This is a genomic window from Noviherbaspirillum soli (assembly GCF_015352955.1).
In the GTDB taxonomy this organism is placed as follows: domain Bacteria; phylum Pseudomonadota; class Gammaproteobacteria; order Burkholderiales; family Burkholderiaceae_D; genus Noviherbaspirillum_A; species Noviherbaspirillum_A soli.
Genome location: NZ_JACYOX010000020.1, coordinates 22968 through 40824, shown reverse-complemented (window position 1 = coordinate 40824; position 17857 = coordinate 22968). Strand labels below are relative to the sequence as shown.

The 17857-nt window shown below is 66.4% G+C and carries 19 protein-coding genes; 14 read left to right on the top strand and 5 right to left on the bottom strand.

Features of this window, described 5'->3' with window-relative positions:
* Positions 1 to 54: 54 nt before the first annotated feature.
* Complete coding sequence (locus tag IGW04_RS15195) at positions 55 to 846, bottom strand: exodeoxyribonuclease III (protein WP_194713931.1); 792 nt, start codon at positions 844 to 846, stop codon at positions 55 to 57.
* Between the two features lie 182 nt (positions 847 to 1028).
* On the opposite strand from IGW04_RS15195, the gene pyrE reads away from it, so the two are divergent.
* Both pyrE and IGW04_RS15185 read left to right on the top strand, forming a co-directional pair.
* Positions 1029 to 1697: an orotate phosphoribosyltransferase gene (gene pyrE / locus IGW04_RS15190; protein ID WP_194713930.1), complete on the top strand. Its 669-nt coding sequence runs from the start codon at positions 1029 to 1031 to the stop codon at positions 1695 to 1697.
* A 7-nt stretch (positions 1698 to 1704) separates the two neighbouring features.
* Positions 1705 to 2331 carry a DUF4124 domain-containing protein gene (locus IGW04_RS15185; protein ID WP_194713929.1) on the top strand — a complete coding sequence of 209 codons (627 nt, stop codon included), beginning with the start codon at positions 1705 to 1707 and terminating at the stop codon, positions 2329 to 2331.
* Between the two features lie 58 nt (positions 2332 to 2389).
* On the opposite strand, the gene gatB is transcribed toward IGW04_RS15185, so the two are convergent.
* From gatB to gatC, 3 genes are read right to left on the bottom strand one after another with little or no spacing between them, the layout of a single operon-like run.
* A complete protein-coding gene (gatB, locus tag IGW04_RS15180; RefSeq protein WP_194713928.1) occupies positions 2390 to 3850 on the bottom strand; it encodes an Asp-tRNA(Asn)/Glu-tRNA(Gln) amidotransferase subunit GatB in 1461 nt (486 codons plus the stop codon).
* 15 nt (positions 3851 to 3865) lie between these two features.
* Entirely contained in the window at positions 3866 to 5326 is a 1461-nt protein-coding gene (gatA, locus tag IGW04_RS15175; RefSeq protein ID WP_194713927.1) for an Asp-tRNA(Asn)/Glu-tRNA(Gln) amidotransferase subunit GatA, read from the bottom strand.
* Between the two features lie 34 nt (positions 5327 to 5360).
* On the bottom strand, positions 5361 to 5663 hold the full coding sequence (gene gatC / locus IGW04_RS15170; RefSeq protein ID WP_194713926.1) for an Asp-tRNA(Asn)/Glu-tRNA(Gln) amidotransferase subunit GatC: 303 nt from the start codon (positions 5661 to 5663) through the stop codon (positions 5361 to 5363).
* 245 nt (positions 5664 to 5908) lie between these two features.
* Between gatC and IGW04_RS15165 the strand changes: the two genes are divergently transcribed.
* From IGW04_RS15165 to IGW04_RS15140, 6 genes are all read left to right on the top strand, one after another.
* Positions 5909 to 6952 carry a rod shape-determining protein gene (locus IGW04_RS15165; RefSeq protein WP_194713925.1) on the top strand — a complete coding sequence of 348 codons (1044 nt, stop codon included), beginning with the start codon at positions 5909 to 5911 and terminating at the stop codon, positions 6950 to 6952.
* Positions 6953 to 7066: 114 nt separating this feature from the next.
* A complete protein-coding gene (mreC, locus tag IGW04_RS15160; RefSeq protein WP_194713924.1) occupies positions 7067 to 8140 on the top strand; it encodes a rod shape-determining protein MreC in 1074 nt (357 codons plus the stop codon).
* A complete protein-coding gene (gene mreD, locus IGW04_RS15155; protein WP_194713923.1) occupies positions 8137 to 8649 on the top strand; it encodes a rod shape-determining protein MreD in 513 nt (170 codons plus the stop codon). Before mreC ends, mreD begins: the two co-directional genes overlap by 4 nt.
* A gap of 27 nt (positions 8650 to 8676) precedes the next feature.
* Entirely contained in the window at positions 8677 to 10662 is a 1986-nt protein-coding gene (mrdA, locus tag IGW04_RS15150; protein ID WP_194713922.1) for a penicillin-binding protein 2, read from the top strand.
* Between the two features lie 6 nt (positions 10663 to 10668).
* Complete coding sequence (gene rodA / locus IGW04_RS15145) at positions 10669 to 11781, top strand: rod shape-determining protein RodA (protein ID WP_194713921.1); 1113 nt, start codon at positions 10669 to 10671, stop codon at positions 11779 to 11781.
* A 62-nt stretch (positions 11782 to 11843) separates the two neighbouring features.
* A complete protein-coding gene (locus IGW04_RS15140; RefSeq protein WP_194713920.1) occupies positions 11844 to 12923 on the top strand; it encodes a septal ring lytic transglycosylase RlpA family protein in 1080 nt (359 codons plus the stop codon).
* Here IGW04_RS15140 and rsmI read toward each other — a convergent pair.
* Complete coding sequence (gene rsmI, locus IGW04_RS15135; RefSeq protein WP_194713919.1) at positions 12914 to 13840, bottom strand: 16S rRNA (cytidine(1402)-2'-O)-methyltransferase; 927 nt, start codon at positions 13838 to 13840, stop codon at positions 12914 to 12916. The genes IGW04_RS15140 and rsmI overlap by 10 nt on opposite strands.
* Positions 13841 to 13851: 11 nt before the next feature.
* Here rsmI and IGW04_RS15130 point away from each other — a divergent pair, with 11 nt between their 5' ends.
* From IGW04_RS15130 to IGW04_RS15105, 6 genes are all read left to right on the top strand, one after another.
* A complete protein-coding gene (locus IGW04_RS15130; protein ID WP_228527116.1) occupies positions 13852 to 15090 on the top strand; it encodes a penicillin-binding protein activator in 1239 nt (412 codons plus the stop codon).
* Entirely contained in the window at positions 15087 to 15449 is a 363-nt protein-coding gene (locus IGW04_RS15125; RefSeq protein WP_194713918.1) for a YraN family protein, read from the top strand. The genes IGW04_RS15130 and IGW04_RS15125 overlap by 4 nt, the downstream gene beginning before the upstream one ends.
* A 40-nt stretch (positions 15450 to 15489) precedes the next feature.
* Entirely contained in the window at positions 15490 to 16086 is a 597-nt protein-coding gene (locus IGW04_RS15120; RefSeq protein WP_194713917.1) for a phosphoheptose isomerase, read from the top strand.
* Positions 16079 to 16738 (top strand): BON domain-containing protein, encoded by a 660-nt coding sequence (locus IGW04_RS15115; protein ID WP_194713916.1) that lies wholly within the window; start codon positions 16079 to 16081, stop codon positions 16736 to 16738. Before IGW04_RS15120 ends, IGW04_RS15115 begins: the two co-directional genes overlap by 8 nt.
* 16 nt (positions 16739 to 16754) lie before the next feature.
* Complete coding sequence (locus IGW04_RS15110; RefSeq protein ID WP_194713915.1) at positions 16755 to 17183, top strand: DsrE family protein; 429 nt, start codon at positions 16755 to 16757, stop codon at positions 17181 to 17183.
* Positions 17184 to 17274: 91 nt separating this feature from the next.
* The gene (locus IGW04_RS15105; protein WP_194713914.1) at positions 17275 to 17784 is read left to right on the top strand and encodes a TlpA family protein disulfide reductase; all 510 of its coding nucleotides are present in this window, start codon (positions 17275 to 17277) and stop codon (positions 17782 to 17784) included.
* Positions 17785 to 17857 lie beyond the last annotated feature (73 nt).

The following is a 17857-nucleotide window of genomic DNA, read 5'->3' as shown; positions in this document are numbered from 1 at the left end:
GCCGCAAGGAGCGCGCCGCTGCCCGCAAGCCGGCCAGGCGCGGCCGGTAGCGAACTACGCCGCCTGCATCGCCCAGTCATAGGCGATGGTCAGCGGCGCATGATCCGAAAACCGCGCCTCCTTGTAGATGGCCGCCGTGCGGGCATACTCTGCGATGCAGGGCGTGGCGACATGGTAGTCGATGCGCCAGCCGACGTTCTTGGCCCAGGCCTGGCCGCGGTTGCTCCACCAGGTATAGGCCTCGCCGGTGGTTTCCGGGTGCAGGCGGCGGTACACGTCCACCCAGCGCAATTCGTCCAGCACCGAACTCATCCAGGCCCGCTCTTCCGGCAGGAAGCCGGAATTCTTCAGGTTGCCCTTCCAGTTCTTCAGGTCGATTTCCTGGTGCGCGATATTCCAGTCGCCGCAGATCACCACCTTGCGCCCGCAACGGGCCAGCTCGGCCAGGTGCTTGTAGAAATGCTCCATGAAGGCGAACTTGGCAACCTGCCTGTGCTCGCCGCTGGAGCCGGACGGCAGGTAGACCGAGACCACCGACAGGCCGTCATAGACCAGTTCGATATAGCGGCCCTCGGCATCGATTTCCGGCACGCCCAGGCCCTGGATCACCTGCAGCGGCTGCTGCCGGGCATAGATGCCGACGCCGCTGTAGCCTTTTTTCTCGGCATAGTGGAAATAGCCGTAATAGCCTTCCGGGTTGAGCATGGCGGCCGTCATGTCCGGCGCCTGGGCCTTGAGTTCCTGCATGCAGACGAAGTCGGCGTCCTGCGCCGGCAGCCAGTCGAGAAAGCCCTTGGACGTGGCGGAGCGGATGCCGTTGAGATTGGCGGAAATGATATTGAGCATGGAAACAGTCGCGGTGGAAAGATGCCGGAGGCCGGCGGTTGGCAGCCGGTATTGTAATTGGCGCGGCAGGCCGTGCGCTGGTATGCGGCATTTTTCGTTGCCTTCCGGAATTTTTGGCAAGGGGCCGCACCGACTTCGCGCTAGAATGGCGGTCCCGCAAGTCCAGTCCACACGGTCCCATCTTGGAAAATCTACGTCAGCAGTTCATCGCCTTTTCGGTCGATGCCGGCGTCCTGCGTTTTGGTGAATTCATCACCAAGGCCGGCCGCACCTCGCCTTATTTCTTCAACGCCGGCCTGTTCAACGACGGCGCCACGCTGGGCCGCCTGGCCGATTTCTATGCGCAGACGCTGATCGATTCGGGCGTCGAGTTCGACATGCTGTTCGGCCCGGCCTACAAGGGCATCACGCTGGCTTCCGCCACCGCGGTGGCGCTGGCGGCCAAGGGCCGCAATGTGCCGTTCGCCTATAACCGCAAGGAAGCCAAGGACCATGGCGAGGGCGGCACCATCGTCGGCGCGCCGCTGAAGGGCAGGGTGGTGATCATCGACGACGTGATTTCCGCCGGCACCTCGGTGCGCGAATCGGTGGACCTGATCCGCGCGGCCGGCGCCACGCCGGCCGCGGTGCTGATCGCGCTCGACCGCATGGAACGCTCCGGCGCCGACGGCGCGCTGTCGGCCAACTCGGCGGTGCAGGAAGTCGGCGCCGCCTACGGCATGCCAGTGGTGTCGATCGCCAACCTGAACGACCTGCTGAGCTTTATTTCCGCCGGCGGCAACGCCGAGCTGGCGAAACACCGCGATGCGGTTGCCGCCTACCGCCAGCGCTACGGCATCAGCGGCGCCTGAACCGCGCATGGCCAGCCTGCGTCCCGCCCTGCTATGGCTGCTGATGCTGGCGCCGGCGCTGGCGCATGCGCAGGCCAAGATCTATATCTGCAAGGATGCGGCCGGCCGCACCCTGACCTCGGACCGGCCGATTGCGGAATGCAGCAACCGCCCGGTGCGGGAAGTCGACAGGAGCGGCATCACCCGCCGTGAAATTCCGGCGCCGCCAACGCCCGAGGAGAAGCAGCAGCTGGCCCGCGAGGAAGCGGCGCGGCGCGCCGAACAGCTGGCAGCGGAAGAGCGCCGCCATCATGACCGCGCGCTGCTGGCGCGCTTTCGCAGCGAGGAGGAGATCATCTCGTCCGGCCAGCGCAATGTCCTTCTGGTGCAGGAAAACGTCAAACGCGAAACCCTGCTGCTGGCCGCTGCCGAAAAGCGCCAGCAGGATGCCGAGGACGAACTGGCGCTGTCAGCCCGCAGGAAGCAGCCTTCCCACGACCTGCGGCAGCGGCTGCAGGATGCCGACCATGCCGTCGCCGCCAGCCGCCGCAGGCTGGGAGACTATGAAGCGGAAATACTGCTGATCAACAGCCGCACCGATGCCACGCTGAAGCGGTTCCGGGAACTGCGGCAGGAAGGCATGGCGCAGCAATAGGGCCGTCACACTCCTGCCGCGCCGGCCAGGCCCTGCCGGGCGCTGGCCGGCGCCTGGCTCAGGCGCCCAGCTTTTGCTTGAGCAGCTCGGTCAGTTGCGCCGGGTTGGCCTTGCCGCGCGAGGCTTTCATCGCCTGGCCGATCAGCGCATTGAACGCCTTTTCCTTGCCGGCGCGGAATTCCGCCACCGATTTCTCGTTCGCCGCCAGCACTTCGTCGACGATCTTTTCCAGCGCGCCACTGTCGGAAATCTGCTTCAGGCCCTTGGACTCGATGATCTGGTCGGCCAGGTCCGCCGCATCCGACTTCGCTTCCCACATCGCGCCAAACACTTCCTTGGCGATCTTGTTGGAAATCGTGCCGTCGGCAATGCGCTTCAACAGCAGCGCCAGCTGCGCGCCGCCGACCGGCGCGTCGGCAATGTCCACGCCCTCGCGGTTCAGGGTCGAGGACACGTCGCCCATGAGCCAGTTGGCGGCCGGCTTGGCCTGCTCGCGGCCGGCGGCGGCCACCACGGCCTCGAAGTAGGCGGCCATCGCCTTGGACTGGGTCAGCACTGCCGCGTCGTACTCCGGCAGGCCGTAGTCGGCGACGAAGCGCTCGCGCATCGCGCCCGGCAGTTCCGGCATCGCTTCCCGCACCCGGTCTATCCAGGCCTGCGAAATCGCCAGCGGCGGCAGGTCGGGGTCGGGGAAGTAGCGGTAGTCCTGCGCGTCTTCCTTGCTGCGCATCGAGCGGGTTTCGCGGCGGTCGGGATCGTACAGCCGGGTTTCCTGCACCACCCGGCCGCCGTCCTCGATCAGCTCGACCTGGCGCCGCACCTCGTAGTTGATCGCCTCTTCCAGGAAGCGGAAGGAGTTCAGGTTCTTGATCTCGCAGCGGGTGCCGTATTCCTGCTGGCCGACCGGCCGCACCGACACGTTGGCGTCGCAGCGGAACGAGCCTTCCTGCATGTTGCCGTCGCATACGCCGAGCCAGGTCACCAGCGCATGCAGCGCCTTGGCATAGGCCACCGCCTCGGCCGCGCTGCGCATGTCGGGCTCGGTGACGATTTCCAGCAGCGGCGTGCCGGCGCGGTTCAGGTCGATGCCGGTCATGCCGTGGTAGTCCTCGTGCAGCGACTTGCCGGCGTCTTCCTCGAGGTGGGCGCGGGTCAGCTGCACTGTGCGCATCTCCGGCTTGCCGTCCTTTTCCACGATGAAGGAAATGGTGCCGCCCTGCACCACGGGAATTTCATACTGGCTGATCTGGTAGCCCTTGGGCAGATCGGGATAAAAGTAGTTCTTGCGCGCAAAGATCGAGCGCGGCGCAATGGTGGCGCCGATCGCCAGGCCGAACTGGATGGCCCGCTCGACCGCGCCGCGGTTCATCACCGGCAGCACGCCGGGCAGGGCCAGGTCCACTGGACAGGCCTGGGTGTTCGGTTCCGCGCCGAAACGGATCGGCGCGCCGCTGAAGATCTTGGATTGGGTCGTGAGCTGCGCATGCGTCTCCAGACCGATAACAACTTCCCACTGCATACTTACCTCGCTGTTTTATTGTTCGGTCGGCTGGCGCAGGTGCCAGTCGGTTGCGCCCTGATAGCGGTGCGCGATGTTGAGCAGCCTGGCTTCGCTGAAATAATTGCCGGTCAGCTGCAGGCCCACCGGCCGCTTGCCATTCTTCTCGCCCTGGCCGAAGCCGCACGGCACCGACATGCCGGGCAGGCCGGCCAGGTTGGTCGACAGGGTGAAGATGTCGGCCAGGTAATTCGCCACCGGGTCGTCGGCCTTCGCGCCCAGGTCCCAGGCCACGGTAGGCGCCACCGGTCCCATGATCACGTCGCACTGCTCGAATGCGCGGCGGAAATCCTCGGCGATCAGGCGGCGGATCTTCTGCGCCTGCAGGTAGTAGGCGTCGTAATAGCCGTGCGACAGCACGTAGGCGCCGACCAGGATGCGGCGCTTGACCTCTTCGCCGAAGCCTTCCGAGCGGGTCTTGCGGTACATGTCGGACAGGTCGGTGTAGTCCGCGGCACGGTGGCCGTAGCGCACGCCGTCGAAGCGCGACAGGTTGGACGAGGCTTCGGCCGGGGCGATCACGTAGTACACCGGGATCGACAGCTCGGTCTTGGGCAGGGAAATCTCCACCAGGGTCGCGCCCAGCTTCACGAATTCCTGCAGCGCCGCGCGCACCGCCTGCTCCACGTCCGCCGCCAGGCCGGGGCCGAAGAATTCCTTGGGCACGCCGATGCGCAGGCCTTCCAGGCTGTCGTTCAGGCCCAGGGTGTAGTCCTCGCGATCGCGCTCGACGCTGGTCGAATCGCGCGGATCGAAGCCGGCCATGGTGTTGAGCAGCAGCGCGCAGTCCTCGGCGGTGCGGGCGATCGGACCGCCCTGGTCGAGCGAGGAAGCGTAGGCGATCATGCCGAAGCGCGACACCCGGCCGTAGGTCGGCTTGATGCCGGTCACGCCGCAGAAGGCCGCCGGCTGGCGGATCGAGCCGCCGGTGTCGGTGGCCGTGGCGCCGGGCGCGAGACCCGCCGCCACCGCGGCGGCCGAGCCGCCCGAGGAGCCGCCGGGCACCGCGCCCAGGTCCCACGGGTTCTTCACCGCGCCGAAATGGCTGTTTTCATTCGAGGAGCCCATTGCGAACTCGTCGCAGTTGAGCTTGCCCAGGGTGACCGTGCCGGCGGCGTTGAATTGCTCGACCACGGTGGCGTCGAACGGGCTGACATAGTTTTCCAGCATGCGCGAGCCGGCGGTCGAGCGCCAGCCGCGGGTGACGAAGATGTCCTTGTGGGCAATCGGGATGCCAGTCAGCACCGTGGCGTCGCCGCGCGCCAGGCGGGCATCGGCCTCGCGCGCCTGCGCCAGCGTCAGTTCCTCGTTGATGTCGGTATAGGCATTGAGGGCGCTGGCCTGCGAGCGCGCCAGGAAGTGGCGTGCCAGCTCGGTGGCCGACACCTGTTTGCCGTGCAGCAGCGCGGACAGTTCTTTGATGGTTTTTGTATGCATGGATCGGTTCTTTTGGCAGTGGCTGGGCCTGGGCTTATTCAATGACCTTGGGCACCAGGTACAGGCCGTCCTGGGTGGCGGGCGCGGGTTGCTGGTAGTCCTCGCGGCGGTTTGGCTCATTGGCAATATCGTCGCGCAGGCGCAACGAGAATGCCTGGTCGTAGGCAGTGATGGGCTGGGCCAGCGGTTCCACGCCGCTGGTGTCGACAGCCTTCATCTGTTCCACCAGATCGAAGATGCCGTTGAGCTTGGCCAGCGTGGAGGCGGCCTGCTCCTCGCTCAGGTCCAGCTGCGCCAGAATCGCTAATCTTTTGACATCGGAAAGGGCAAGGGACATGGTTTGTATGCGCGCGGGACGCTTGTCGGAAAAGGTTTCTGGAAATATTAAAGATAAGCTAATAGTCGATAAAAACTTGGCAAAACATCGCATTAGGCGTGCAATTCGGCTGTTTTCATCGTCTGGTAGGAGACAAATTATAAGGTAGAATGTCGGGTTACTGCCTGAAGGCGCCAGCATAGCGGCTGCCGCGGGCGACAAATAACCCTCAAGCGACGCGCACCGGTTGCGCTCAGGACCATTCAATGTTTGGATTTCTCCGCAGTTACTTTTCCAATGATCTCGCCATCGATCTCGGCACTGCCAACACCCTGATCTATGTACGCGGACTCGGCATCGTGCTGGACGAGCCATCGGTCGTCGCGATCCGCCAGCAGGGCGGACCCAACGGCAAGAAGACCATACAGGCAGTAGGCAAGGAAGCCAAGCAGATGCTGGGCAAGGTGCCGGGCAACATCGAGGCGATCCGCCCGATGAAGGACGGCGTGATCGCCGACTTCACCGTCACCGAGCAGATGCTGAAGCAGTTCATCCGCATGGTGCACGACACCAAGCTGTTCAAGCCTTCCCCCCGCATCATCATCTGCGTGCCGTGCGGTTCGACCCAGGTCGAGCGCCGCGCGATCCGCGAATCGGCGCTCGGCGCGGGCGCATCCCAGGTGTTCCTGATCGAGGAACCGATGGCGGCCGCGATCGGCGCCGGCCTGCCGGTGTCGGAAGCCACCGGCTCGATGGTGGTCGACATCGGCGGCGGCACCACCGAGGTGGGCATCATCTCGCTGGGCGGCATGGTCTACAAGGGCTCGGTGCGGGTCGGCGGCGACAAGTTCGACGAAGCCATCGTCAACTACATCCGCCGCAACTACGGCATGCTGATCGGCGAGCAGACCGCCGAAACCATCAAGAAGGAAATCGGCTCGGCCTTCCCGGGTTCGGAAGTGCGCGAGCTGGAGGTCAAGGGCCGCAACCTGTCGGAAGGCATTCCGCGTTCCTTCACCATTTCCAGCAATGAAATCCTGGAAGCGCTGACCGATCCGCTGAACAACATCGTGTCGGCCGTGAAGAATGCGCTGGAGCAGACGCCGCCGGAACTGGGCGCCGACATTGCCGAGAAGGGCATGATGCTGACCGGCGGCGGCGCGCTGCTGCGCGACCTCGACCGCCTGCTGATGGAAGAAACCGGCCTGCCCGTGATCGTCGCCGAAGACCCGCTGACCTGCGTGGTGCGCGGCTCCGGCATGGCGCTCGAGCGCATGGACAAGCTCGGTTCCATTTTCTCTTACGAATAAAAGCCGGCAGGGTGCGGCCGCTACGCGCGCCGCGCCTGGCATGCCGGGTCATGCATGCACGCTTCTTGTCATGTCAGCCCGGCCTGCCCGACCGGGGCAGGATAATTCTCACCGATGGAATACTATCCTCCGCCACTCTTCAAGCAGGGCGCTTCCGCCCGCGCCAAAGTCGTCATCTTCGCGCTGATCGCCATCGTGCTGCTGGTGGTGGACGGCCGCACCAACACGCTGGCGGTACTGCGCCAGCTGGCCGGCACCGTGCTCTACCCGCTGCAGGTGGCGGCGCTGGCGCCGCGCGACGCGGCCTATGCGGTCGGCGGCTACCTCAACACGATGACGGCGCTGAAGCAGGAAAACGCGGCGTTGAAGACCGAGCAGGTGCGCAATGCCCAGGCACTGCAGCAGGGCCAGTTCCTGGCGGCTGAAAATGCCCAGCTGCGCCGCCTGCTGGCTGCCAATGAACGCCTGCCGGTGAAGTCGGTGCTCAGCGAAATGCTGTACGACACCCGCGACCCGTTCACTCGCAAGATCGTGCTCAACCGCGGCTCCCAGCATGGCGTGGCGCTGGGCCAGCCCGTGATCGACGACACCGGCGTGGTCGGCCAGGTGACGCGGCTCTATCCCTTCACCACCGAGGTCACGCTGCTGACCGACAAGGACCAGGCGATCTCGGTGCAGGTGGTACGCAGCGGCGTGCGCAGCGTAGCCTATGGCCGCGGCCAGTCGGGCGTGCTGGAGTTGCGCTTCATCGCCGCCAATGCCGACATCAAGAAAGGCGACGTGCTGGTCACTTCCGGCATCGACGGCGTCTATCCGGCCGGCCTGGCGGTGGCATCCGTGGTGTCGGTCGAGCACAAGTCCTCGGACGCCTTTGCCCGCATCATTTGCCAGCCGACCGCCGGCATCGACCGCAACCAGCAGTTCCTGATCCTGCTCAATGAGCAGAAGGAACTGCCGCGCCCGGCGCCGGAAGAAAACAGGAAGGAAAAGCTGCCGAAGAAAAAGATGAAGGATGCCGGCAAGGATGCCGCGCAGGCAGCGCCGGCGGCAACCGCGGCCAGCCCCGCGGCACCGGCGCCGGCCGCGCCCGTTGCCAAAGCCGAAAGCGCCAATGTGATCAGCGCCTCCTCGAAAAATATCACCCGGGTCGTCACGCCGGCCGCTGCCGCTGCCGAGGCCAAGAAATGAACCGTCCGCAATACATCCTGCTCCCGGTCAGTCCGCTGTTCATCGCCATCACGCTGGTGTGCGCCTTCCTGCTCAATCTGCTGCCCTGGGGCGACCTGTACGGCGTGCCCGACTTCGTCGCGCTGACGCTGATCTTCTGGAGCGTGCACCAGCCGCGCAAGGTCGGCATCGGCCTGGCCTTCCTGATGGGCCTCCTGATGGATGTGCACAATGCGTCGCTGCTGGGCGAGAATGCGCTGGCCTATACGCTGCTTTCCTATTTCGCGATCATGATCCACCGCCGCATGCTGTGGTTTCGCCCGGTCACGCAGGCGCTGCATGTGCTGCCGCTGCTGCTGCTGATGCAGGTAGTGCAGATGCTGATCCAGGCGCTGGTCAGCGGCAAGTTTCCCGGCTGGTACTACTTCGCGTCCAGCCTGGTCAGCGCCGCGCTGTGGCCGCTGGTCACCTGGATGCTTCTGGCGCCGCAGCGGCGCGCCGTGGACCGCGATGAAACCCGGCCCATCTGATCCAGCTTACCGCCGAGTCCGCCAAGCATGACTGAATTCAAGAACACCGAACGCGAACTGCATTACTTCCGGCTGCGCCTGTCGGTCGCGGGCCTGTTCGTGCTCATCTTCTTTTCCCTGCTGGCCGCGCGCTTCGTCTGGCTGCAGGGCTACCAGCACGACCATTACGCCGCCCAGGCCGAGGACAACCGGATCTCGGTGGTGCCGGTGGTGCCCAACCGCGGCCTGATCGTGGACCGCAACGGTGTCGTGCTGGCGCGCAATTTCGCCGCCTACACGCTGGAGATCACGCCATCGAAGATCAACCGCGACCTCGACGAACTGATCGACCTGCTGGCTGGCATCGTCGAGATCCAGCCCAAGGACAGGCGGCGCTTCCGGCGCCAGCTGGAAGAATCCAAGAGCTTCGAAAGCCTGCCGATCCGCACCCGCCTGACCGACGAGGAAGTGGCGCGCTTCACCGCGCAGCGCTACCGCTTTCCGGGCGTGGACATCCAGGCCCGGCTGTTCCGGCAATATCCGCTGGGCTCGGTGGCGTCGCATGTGATCGGCTTCATCGGCCGCATCAACCAGCGCGAGTCGGCCAGGATCGAGGAAACCGAGGACGCCGCCAATTACAACGGCACCAGCTACATCGGCAAGGAAGGCGTCGAGAAGAGCTACGAGAAGCAGCTGCATGGCCAGACCGGCTACGAGGAAGTGGAAGTGTCGGCCGGCGGCCGCGCGGTGCGCACGCTGTCGCGCACGCCGGCCACGCCCGGCTCCAACCTGATCCTGTCGATCGACATCGAGTTGCAGAAGGTGGTGGAACAGGCCTTCGGCAACCGGCGCGGCGCGCTGATCGCGATCGAGCCCTCCACCGGCGACATCCTGGCCTATGTGTCGATGCCGACCTTCGACCCCAACCTGTTTGTCGAAGGCATCGACCAGCAGAGCTGGGACGAGCTCAACAATTCGCCGGACAAGCCGCTGGTGAACCGGCCGCTGTCGGGAAGCTATCCGCCCGGCTCGACCTACAAGCCCTTCATGGCGCTGGCCGCGCTTGAGCTGGGCAAGCGCACGCCGATGTCGGCCATCAGCGACCCCGGCTATTTCATGTTCGGCAACCACCGCTTCCGCGACGACAAGGAAGGCGGCCATGGCACGGTGGACATGTACAAGTCCATCGTCCATTCCTGCGATACCTACTATTACCAGCTGTCGGCCGACATGGGCGTGGACCTGATGCATGACTTCATGAAGCCGTTCGGCTTCGGCCAGCTGACCGGCATCGACCTCGAGCACGAGAAGAAGGGCATCCTGCCGTCCACCGCCTGGAAGCGCGCCGCCTACCGCCGGCCGCAGCAGCAGAAATGGTATGCCGGCGAAACCATCTCGCTGGGCATCGGCCAGGGCTACAACTCCTTCACGCCGCTGCAACTGGCCCATGCCACCGCCATCCTGGCCAACAACGGCGTGGTGATGAAGCCGCACCTGGTCAAGATCATGGAAGACGGCGGCACCCGGGTGCGCACCCAGACCGTGCCCAAGGAGAGCTACCGCATCCCGCTGAAGCAGCAGAACATCGACATCGTCAAGCAGGCCATGGTCGGCGTGATCCGCGAGGGAACGGCGGCCAAGGTGTTCTCCAACCTCGGCTACGCGGCCGGCGGCAAGACCGGCACCGCGCAGGTGATCGCCATCAAGAAGAACGAGAAGTACAACGCCAGCAAGATCGACGAGCGGCATCGCGACCACTCGCTGTTCACCGCGTTCGCGCCGGCCGACAATCCGCGCATCGCGATCGCCATCATCGTCGAGAACGGCGGCTTCGGCGCCACCGCCGCCGCGCCCATCGTGCGCGAGGCGCTCGACTTCTACCTGCTGGGCAAGCGCACCGGCCGGGCGCAGGACGAGGCGCCGGTGGAGAGAATCGACCTGTCCGACACCCGGCCGCTGGCCGAGGTGCGCGCCGACCAGGACTCCGAGGGCGGCCCGCGCGAAGGCGCCGAAACCCAGGGCAACCGGGACTGACCAGCCATGCAACTCACTGAAAAACGCTCGATCTGGCAGATCGTCAAACCCCACCTGACCGTCTTCGACGGCACCCTGGCGCTGATCATCTTCCTGATCATGTCCACCGGCATGGTCACGCTGTACTCGGCCGGCATCGACTTCCCGGGCCGGGTCGAGGACCAGATGCGCAACATCATCGTTTCCTTCGTGGTCATGTTCATCGCCGCCAACGTGCCGCCGCAAACCCTGATGCGTTTCGCGGTGCCGATCTATACCGTGGGCGTGGCGCTGCTGGTGGCGGTGGCCATGTTCGGCATGATCAAGAAGGGCGCTCGGCGCTGGATCAATGTCGGCATCGTGATCCAGCCGTCCGAGATCATGAAGATCGCCATGCCGCTGATGCTGGCCTGGTATTTCCAGAAGCGCGAAGGCATGCTGCGCTGGAACCACTTCCTGGTGGCGGCGCTGCTGCTGCTGGTGCCGGTGCTGCTGATCATGCGCCAGCCCGACCTCGGCACCTCGCTGCTGGTGGCGGCGGCCGGCTTCTATGTGATCTTCCTGGCCGGCCTGTCGTGGAAAGTGCTGCTGGGACTGGCCATTGCCGGCGGCGCCAGCCTGCCGATCGCCTGGACCATGCTGCACGACTACCAGCGCGCCCGGGTGATGATGCTGATCGACCCCACCGCCGACCCGCTCGGCAAGGGCTTCCACATCATCCAGTCCACCATCGCCATCGGCTCCGGCGGCATCGCCGGCAAGGGCTGGCTCAACGGCACCCAGGCCCACCTGGAGTTCATTCCCGAACGCACAACCGACTTTATTTTTGCGGTATTCTCCGAGGAATTCGGGCTGATCGGCAACGGCGTGCTGCTGTTCCTGTATCTGATGCTGATCGCCCGGGGACTGGTCATCGCCGCCAATGCGCCCACGTTCTTCGCGCGTCTCCTGGCCGGCGCGATCACGCTGATCTTCTTCACTTATGCCTTCGTCAACATGGGCATGGTCAGCGGCATACTCCCGGTGGTTGGCGTGCCCCTGCCCTTCATGAGCTATGGCGGCACCGCGCTGGTGACGCTGGGCCTCGGGGCCGGCATCCTGATGAGCATCCAGCGCCACCGGAAACTGGTACAAACCTGATCCACCGATCAGACCAGGCGCGCCCGCGGGTGGCGCGCCGCGAACAAGAAAAAGGAAAAGCAATGCACTTGCCATCCCGTCCATGGCCCGGCACGGCCGTCCTGTGCGCCGCGGTCGCGTTCATCGCCGCCGGCTGCGGCAGCGTGCCGCAGCAGCAGGGCGCCGATGCCGGCGCCGTTCCCGCCAAGTCGGCGCGCCGCGGCCTGCCTTCGCTGCCGCCCGCCGGTTCCGGCCGCGGCGGCTATTACCAGGACGACGGCCCCGGCGAGAACATCCCCGACAACCTCTGGGATGTGCCCGACGCCGAGCCGCGCATCGAGCCCTATGCCAATCGCGGCAACAGGCCCTACGTGCAGTTCGGCAAGGAATACGTGCCGCAGATGAATGATGAGCCGGTCAGGCAGCGCGGCCGCGGCAGCTGGTATGGCCGGAAATTCCACGGCCAGCGCACATCGTCCGGCGAGCCGTACGACATGTACAAGATGACGGCCGCCCATCCGACCTTTCCGATTCCTTCCTATGCCCGCGTCACCAACCTGTCCAACGGCAACACGGTGATCGTGCGCGTCAACGACCGCGGCCCGTTCCACTCGGACCGCATCATCGACCTGTCGTACACCGCGGCGCTGAAGCTGGGCTATATCGGCCATGGCAGCGCGCAGCTGGAAGTCGAGCGCATCCTGCCCGACGAGATCCGGCGCATGGAACTGGCGCGCAGCAATGGCGCCGCGCCGCCGGTGGCGTCGGCCGCGCCGGGCGTGAGCACGGAAGCAGTGCCGATGCCGGTGGCCATGGTCAGCGCGCCGGCCGAGCTGCTGGCGCCGCCGGCCGCCGCGCCGGTATCCGCGCCGGCCGCCGCAGCCTCGACCCTATCCAGCGTATCCAACCTGTCCACCCTCTCGGCCGCGGCCGGCGGCTTCTACCTGCAGCTCGGCGCCTTCTCCCAGGCCGCCAATGCGCAGGCCGCGCAGGCGCTGCATGCCCAGCGCTGGAACGGCAGCCTGCGCCAGGTCGACATCGTGCAGAACAACACGCTGTTCCGGCTCTATGGCGGCCCGTTCGCCAGCCGTGCCGACGCCGAGGCCGTGGCGCGCCAGATGCAGGCCAGCGGCGGCGCCATGCCCATCATCGTTCAGCGCTGATCGTCGCTTTCGCCCTGCGCCTTCAGCGCAAGGGCGCGCTCGTACAGCGCATTCTTCTTCTGTCCCGTGATGCGCGACGCCAGCGCGGCCGCCTGCCTGACCGGGCATTCCTCCAGCAGGATGGACAAGACCCGGTCCGACTCCGCCGTGCCGGCGTCCTCCTGCTGCGGCGCGCCCTCCACCAGCAGCACGAACTCGCCGCGCTGGCGGTTGCCGTCGGCCGCCAGCCAGGCCGCGGCTTGCGACAGCGGACAGCGGTGGATCTCCTCGAACAGCTTGGTCAGCTCGCGCGCGAACACCACCTGGCGCTGCGGCTCGAAGGCCGCCGCCAGCGCGGCCACGGTGTCGACGATGCGGTGCGGCGCTTCATAGAACACCAGCGTCGCGGCCAGCGGCCGCAACTGCGCCAGCTCGGTCTCGCGCTGGCGCGCCTTGGCCGGCAGGAAGCCGTGGAAATGGAAGCGGTCATTCACCAGCCCGGCGGCCGACAGCGCCGCGATGCCGGCCGACGCGCCCGGCACCGGCACCACCCGCAGCCCGGCTGTCCGCACCGCGTCGACGATGCGCGCGCCCGGATCCGACACCGCCGGCGTGCCGGCGTCCGACACCAGCGCAATCCGCTCGCCGGCCTGCAGCCGGGCGATCAGTTTCTCCGCGACTTCGCGCTCATTGTGCTGGTGGGCCGCGATCAGGGGGCGCTGCAGGCCATAGCGCGCCAGCAGTTGCGCGGTGTTGCGGGTATCTTCGCAGGCGATGGCATCGGCCTGGGCCAGCACCTGCAGTGCGCGCAAGGTGATGTCGGCTACATTCCCGATGGGTGTGGCCAGCACATATAATGCACAGGCCGGATAATTCTGGGCAACAATCTCCTGCAGCAGGGGCAGGGCGCCGGAAAAGCTGAACGCGGGTTGTGTCATTGGGAGTCGAAATGTCGTTCCGAAAAGTGAAGACCGGATTGGTGGCGGCGGCGCTGGCCGGATTGTGCGCGCTGGCGCAGGCAAATACAACCGTGGCCATGCCGGCCCTGCCGTTGCTGGCCCAGAACGACATCAGCCTGATGCCGGGCGGGCCGGCCGACACCGGCCCGGTCGAGACCGAGGCGGTGCCGATGCCCGATGTCAGCCTGCAGCCGCAGGAGCAGGCGGCCCTGTCCGGCCCGGTGCGCATCGGCCTGCTGCTGCCGCTGCGCTCGGACAGCCTGGGCGCCGCGGCCGCCATGGTGCGCGACGGCTTCATCGCCGCCTATGAAAAGCGGCGCGACCCCAACATCATCCTGACCGTGGTGGAAACGGGCGACGCCGCCCAGGACGTGCTGGACGCCTACAACGGCGTGCTGGCCGACCAGGACATCATGGTTGGCCCGCTGTCGCGCAGCGGCGCCGCCGCCATCGCATCGCGCGGCGCGGTCAATAAGCCCACCATCGCGCTGACCCCGGCCGACGCGGTCGGCGCGCAGGCCGGCGTCCAGCCGCAATTGCTGCTGATGGGACTGTCGCTGGAGGACGAGGCGCGCCAGGCCGCCGATCTGGCCGCCGCCGACCTGCCGGGCGAGGAGGCGCTGATCATCTCCACTGCCACCGCATGGCAGCGCCGCGCCGCGCGCGCCTTCCAGGCCGCCTGGCAGCGCCGCGGCCTGCCGGCCGACCTGGTGGAGCTGAGCGCCGCTGGCGGCAACCTGAGCGCCAGCGCGCTGGGCCAGTTGCAGGAACGCCTGCGCAACGGCCGCCCCGGCCTGGTGTTCGTGGCGCTCGACGCTGCCCAGGCGCGCCAGCTGCGCGAATCGATCGGCGCCGAGCTGCCGATGTATGGCACGTCCCAATTGAATCCCTATTCCCGCCAGGGCTGGTCCGCGGCCGAGCGCCGGCCCGACATGGATGGCGTGCGCTTCATCGACCTGCCTTACCTGCTGCGCCCGGACGCCGGCGCCGCGTTCGCCCCGCCGCCGGCCGCGCAGAAGAGCGCCGACATGGAGCGCCTCTATGCGCTGGGCATCGATGCCTACCAGGTGGCGCGCGAAGTCGCCGCCCGCCGCGGCGTGTTCGAGTTCGATGGCGCCACCGGCAAGTTGAAGGCCAGCATCGGCGGCGGCCGCGCCCGCTTCGAGCGCAGCGCATCGCCTGCGGTCTACCAGGACGGCGCCGCCGCGCCGCTGTCAGGCCCGCAATGACGCTGGGGCCGCGGCGCACGCAACGGCAACTGGCCGGCGACGCCGGCGAGGAAGCGGCGCTGGCCCATCTGCAGAAGCACGGCCTGGTGCTCATCGAGCGCAACTTCCATTGCCGCGGCGGCGAACTGGACCTGATCATGCGCGACGGCGCCACGCTGGTGTTCGTCGAAGTGCGCCGCCGCGCCGGCCGCGCATTCGGCGGCGCCGCCGCCAGCATCGGCAGCGCCAAGCAGGCGCGCCTTTGGAACGCCGCCCAGACCTACCTGCAGCGCTACCGCATGCCGCCGCCATGCCGCTTCGACGTGGTCGCCATCGAAGGCGCCGCGCTGGACTGGCTCAAAAACGCGATCCAGGCCTGAACCGGCGGCTTGTCGCTACTTACCCTTATAATCGCGCATCATGACGAACCAACGTATCCTCCAGCACTTCCAGGAAAGTGCGCAGCTCATGCTGCAGGCTGCCGAGCAGCTCTCCGGGCCCATCGCGCAAGCGGTGGAAATCATGTTCACCGCGCTATCGAACGGCAACAAGATCCTCGCGTGCGGCAACGGCGGTTCGGCCGCCGACTGCCAGCATTTCGCCGCTGAACTGGTCGGGCGCTTCGAGCGCGAGCGTCTGCCGCTGCCGGCGCTGGCGCTGACCACCGACACCTCGATCCTGACCGCGGTGGCCAACGACTACAGCTACAACGAGGTCTATGCCAAGCAGGTGCAGGCCTTCGGCCAGTCCGGCGACGTGCTGCTGGCGCTGTCCACCTCGGGCAACTCGGCCAATGTGGTGGCGGCCATCGAGGCGGCGGTCGAGCGCGACATGCGCGTCATCGCGCTGACCGGCAAGGGCGGCGGCGTGATCGGCGAGCTGATGTCGGAAGGCGACGTGCATATCTGCGTGCCGCACGAGCGCACCGCGCGCATCCAGGAAGTACACGGACTGACCATACACATACTGTGCGACGGCATCGACGTCGCCCTATTCGGAGGGGATGCAAATGACTGAAGGCGCGGCCGCGAACCAACAATCCAACGCCGCCGCCTGGCGCCGTCCGCTGGCGCGGCTCGCGCTGTGCGGCATGATCGCCATCAGCCTGCAGGGCTGCATCGAGATGGCGGTCGGCACCGCGGTGGTGGGCACCATCGCCGCCACCGACCGCCGCACCTTCGGCGCCCAGACCGAGGACAAGGCCATTGCGTTGAAGGGCGAGAGCCGGGTCGCCAACATGGTCGGCAACGCCGGTCATGTGAACATCAACAGCTTCAACCGCAAGGTGCTGCTGACCGGCGAAGTGCCGGACGAGGCCACCCGGATCGCGGTGGAGCGTGAAATCGCGGACATCTCCGGCGTGCAGTCCATCGTCAACGACCTGGTCGTCGCGCCTCCCGCCAGCTACACATCCCGTTCCAACGACACGCTGATCACCGGCAAGGTCAAGGCCTCGCTGGTGGACGCCAAGGACATCTCGGCCAACAGCTTCAAGGTGGTGACCGAGCGCGCCGTGGTCTACCTGATGGGTCGCGTGACCCAGCGGGAAGGCACCCGCGCAGCCGAAGTGGCGCGCGGCGTGGCCGGCGTGCAGAAGGTGGTGAAGGTGTTCGAGTACATCACCGAGGACGACGTGCGGCAGATGTCGAGCACGCCCTCCCGGCAATAGCCTGCGATAGAGACAGATGAAGCGGCGCCTGTTCCTGCTCCTGTGCCTAGGCGGCCCGCTGGCCGTCAGCGGCGCCGCGCGCGCGGCCGAACCGGTGAAGGTGGTCTACCACATGGCCGACGGCATCGACCAGGCGTCGCGCGGGCTGGCCAGCATCCGCAACCACCTGCGCGCCGCGCCCGATACCAGGATCGTGGTGGTGGCGCTGGGCGACGGCATCCGCTTTCTGTTGAAGGGCGCGACCGAGCGCAACGGCCGGCCGTTCGACGCGGCGGTGGCCGCGCTGGCGCGGCAGGGCGTGGAATTCCGGGTCTGCAACAACACGCTGACGGCACACAGCATCGACAAGTCCGAACTGGTGCCGGAGATCAGCCTGGTGCCGGCCGGCGTGGTCGAGATCGCCAGGCTGCAGGCGCAGGAAGGCTACGCCTATATCCGTCCCTGACACCGCCCGCACCGGCAGATGGGCGCGGTGTTGACTATAATGTCCGCATCCCCGCCTTTCCTTTCTTCACCGCTCTCATCCCGTTCTCATCATGGCTACTGCAAACCGCAACTGGATCAAACTGCTGGCCGGCATCGCTGTCGTCGTCGTTGCCGCCGTCGCCTATTTTTCCGTGTCGTCGCGGCAGCCGGCGCCGCAGGTCACCTTTACCGACCTGAACGGCCAGAAGATCACGCCCGAGAGCCTGAAGGGCAAGGTGGTGATGGTCAATTTCTGGGCGACGTCCTGCGTTACCTGCATCAAGGAAATGCCGCAGATGGTGCAGACCTATAACAAGTACAAGGACCAGGGCCTGGAATACATCGCGGTGGCGATGAGCTACGATCCGCCCAACTACGTGCTCAACTATGCGCAGACCCGCCAGCTGCCGTTCAGGGTGGCGCTCGACACCCAGGGCGAGCTGGCCAGGTCGTTCGGCGACGTCAAGTTGACGCCCACCACGTATGTAATCGACAAGGAAGGCAACATCATCAAGCGCTATGTCGGCGAGCCGGAATTCTCCCAGCTGCACAAGCTGCTGGAGAAGGCGCTGGCTGCCTGAGGTACGAACCGGCAGCGCATTCTCTTCAAAGCCCCGGCCTGACCGGGGTTTTTGCTGCTTGCCTAAACTCAAG

What these genes read in the sequence shown, in the direction of transcription:
- IGW04_RS15195 (WP_194713931.1), bottom strand. Translation starts at nt 846, where the DNA reads ATGCTCAATATCATTTCCGCCAATCTCAACGGCATCCGCTCCGCCACG.
- IGW04_RS15185 (WP_194713929.1), top strand. Translation starts at nt 1,705, where the DNA reads ATGGCCAGCCTGCGTCCCGCCCTGCTATGGCTGCTGATGCTGGCGCCG.
- gatB (WP_194713928.1), bottom strand. Translation starts at nt 3,850, where the DNA reads ATGCAGTGGGAAGTTGTTATCGGTCTGGAGACGCATGCGCAGCTCACG.
- gatA (WP_194713927.1), bottom strand. Translation starts at nt 5,326, where the DNA reads ATGCATACAAAAACCATCAAAGAACTGTCCGCGCTGCTGCACGGCAAA.
- gatC (WP_194713926.1), bottom strand. Translation starts at nt 5,663, where the DNA reads ATGTCCCTTGCCCTTTCCGATGTCAAAAGATTAGCGATTCTGGCGCAG.
- IGW04_RS15165 (WP_194713925.1), top strand. Translation starts at nt 5,909, where the DNA reads ATGTTTGGATTTCTCCGCAGTTACTTTTCCAATGATCTCGCCATCGAT.
- mreC (WP_194713924.1), top strand. Translation starts at nt 7,067, where the DNA reads ATGGAATACTATCCTCCGCCACTCTTCAAGCAGGGCGCTTCCGCCCGC.
- mreD (WP_194713923.1), top strand. Translation starts at nt 8,137, where the DNA reads ATGAACCGTCCGCAATACATCCTGCTCCCGGTCAGTCCGCTGTTCATC.
- mrdA (WP_194713922.1), top strand. Translation starts at nt 8,677, where the DNA reads ATGACTGAATTCAAGAACACCGAACGCGAACTGCATTACTTCCGGCTG.
- rodA (WP_194713921.1), top strand. Translation starts at nt 10,669, where the DNA reads ATGCAACTCACTGAAAAACGCTCGATCTGGCAGATCGTCAAACCCCAC.
- IGW04_RS15140 (WP_194713920.1), top strand. Translation starts at nt 11,844, where the DNA reads ATGCACTTGCCATCCCGTCCATGGCCCGGCACGGCCGTCCTGTGCGCC.
- rsmI (WP_194713919.1), bottom strand. Translation starts at nt 13,840, where the DNA reads ATGACACAACCCGCGTTCAGCTTTTCCGGCGCCCTGCCCCTGCTGCAG.
- IGW04_RS15130 (WP_228527116.1), top strand. Translation starts at nt 13,852, where the DNA reads ATGTCGTTCCGAAAAGTGAAGACCGGATTGGTGGCGGCGGCGCTGGCC.
- IGW04_RS15125 (WP_194713918.1), top strand. Translation starts at nt 15,087, where the DNA reads ATGACGCTGGGGCCGCGGCGCACGCAACGGCAACTGGCCGGCGACGCC.
- IGW04_RS15120 (WP_194713917.1), top strand. Translation starts at nt 15,490, where the DNA reads ATGACGAACCAACGTATCCTCCAGCACTTCCAGGAAAGTGCGCAGCTC.
- IGW04_RS15115 (WP_194713916.1), top strand. Translation starts at nt 16,079, where the DNA reads ATGACTGAAGGCGCGGCCGCGAACCAACAATCCAACGCCGCCGCCTGG.
- IGW04_RS15110 (WP_194713915.1), top strand. Translation starts at nt 16,755, where the DNA reads ATGAAGCGGCGCCTGTTCCTGCTCCTGTGCCTAGGCGGCCCGCTGGCC.
- IGW04_RS15105 (WP_194713914.1), top strand. Translation starts at nt 17,275, where the DNA reads ATGGCTACTGCAAACCGCAACTGGATCAAACTGCTGGCCGGCATCGCT.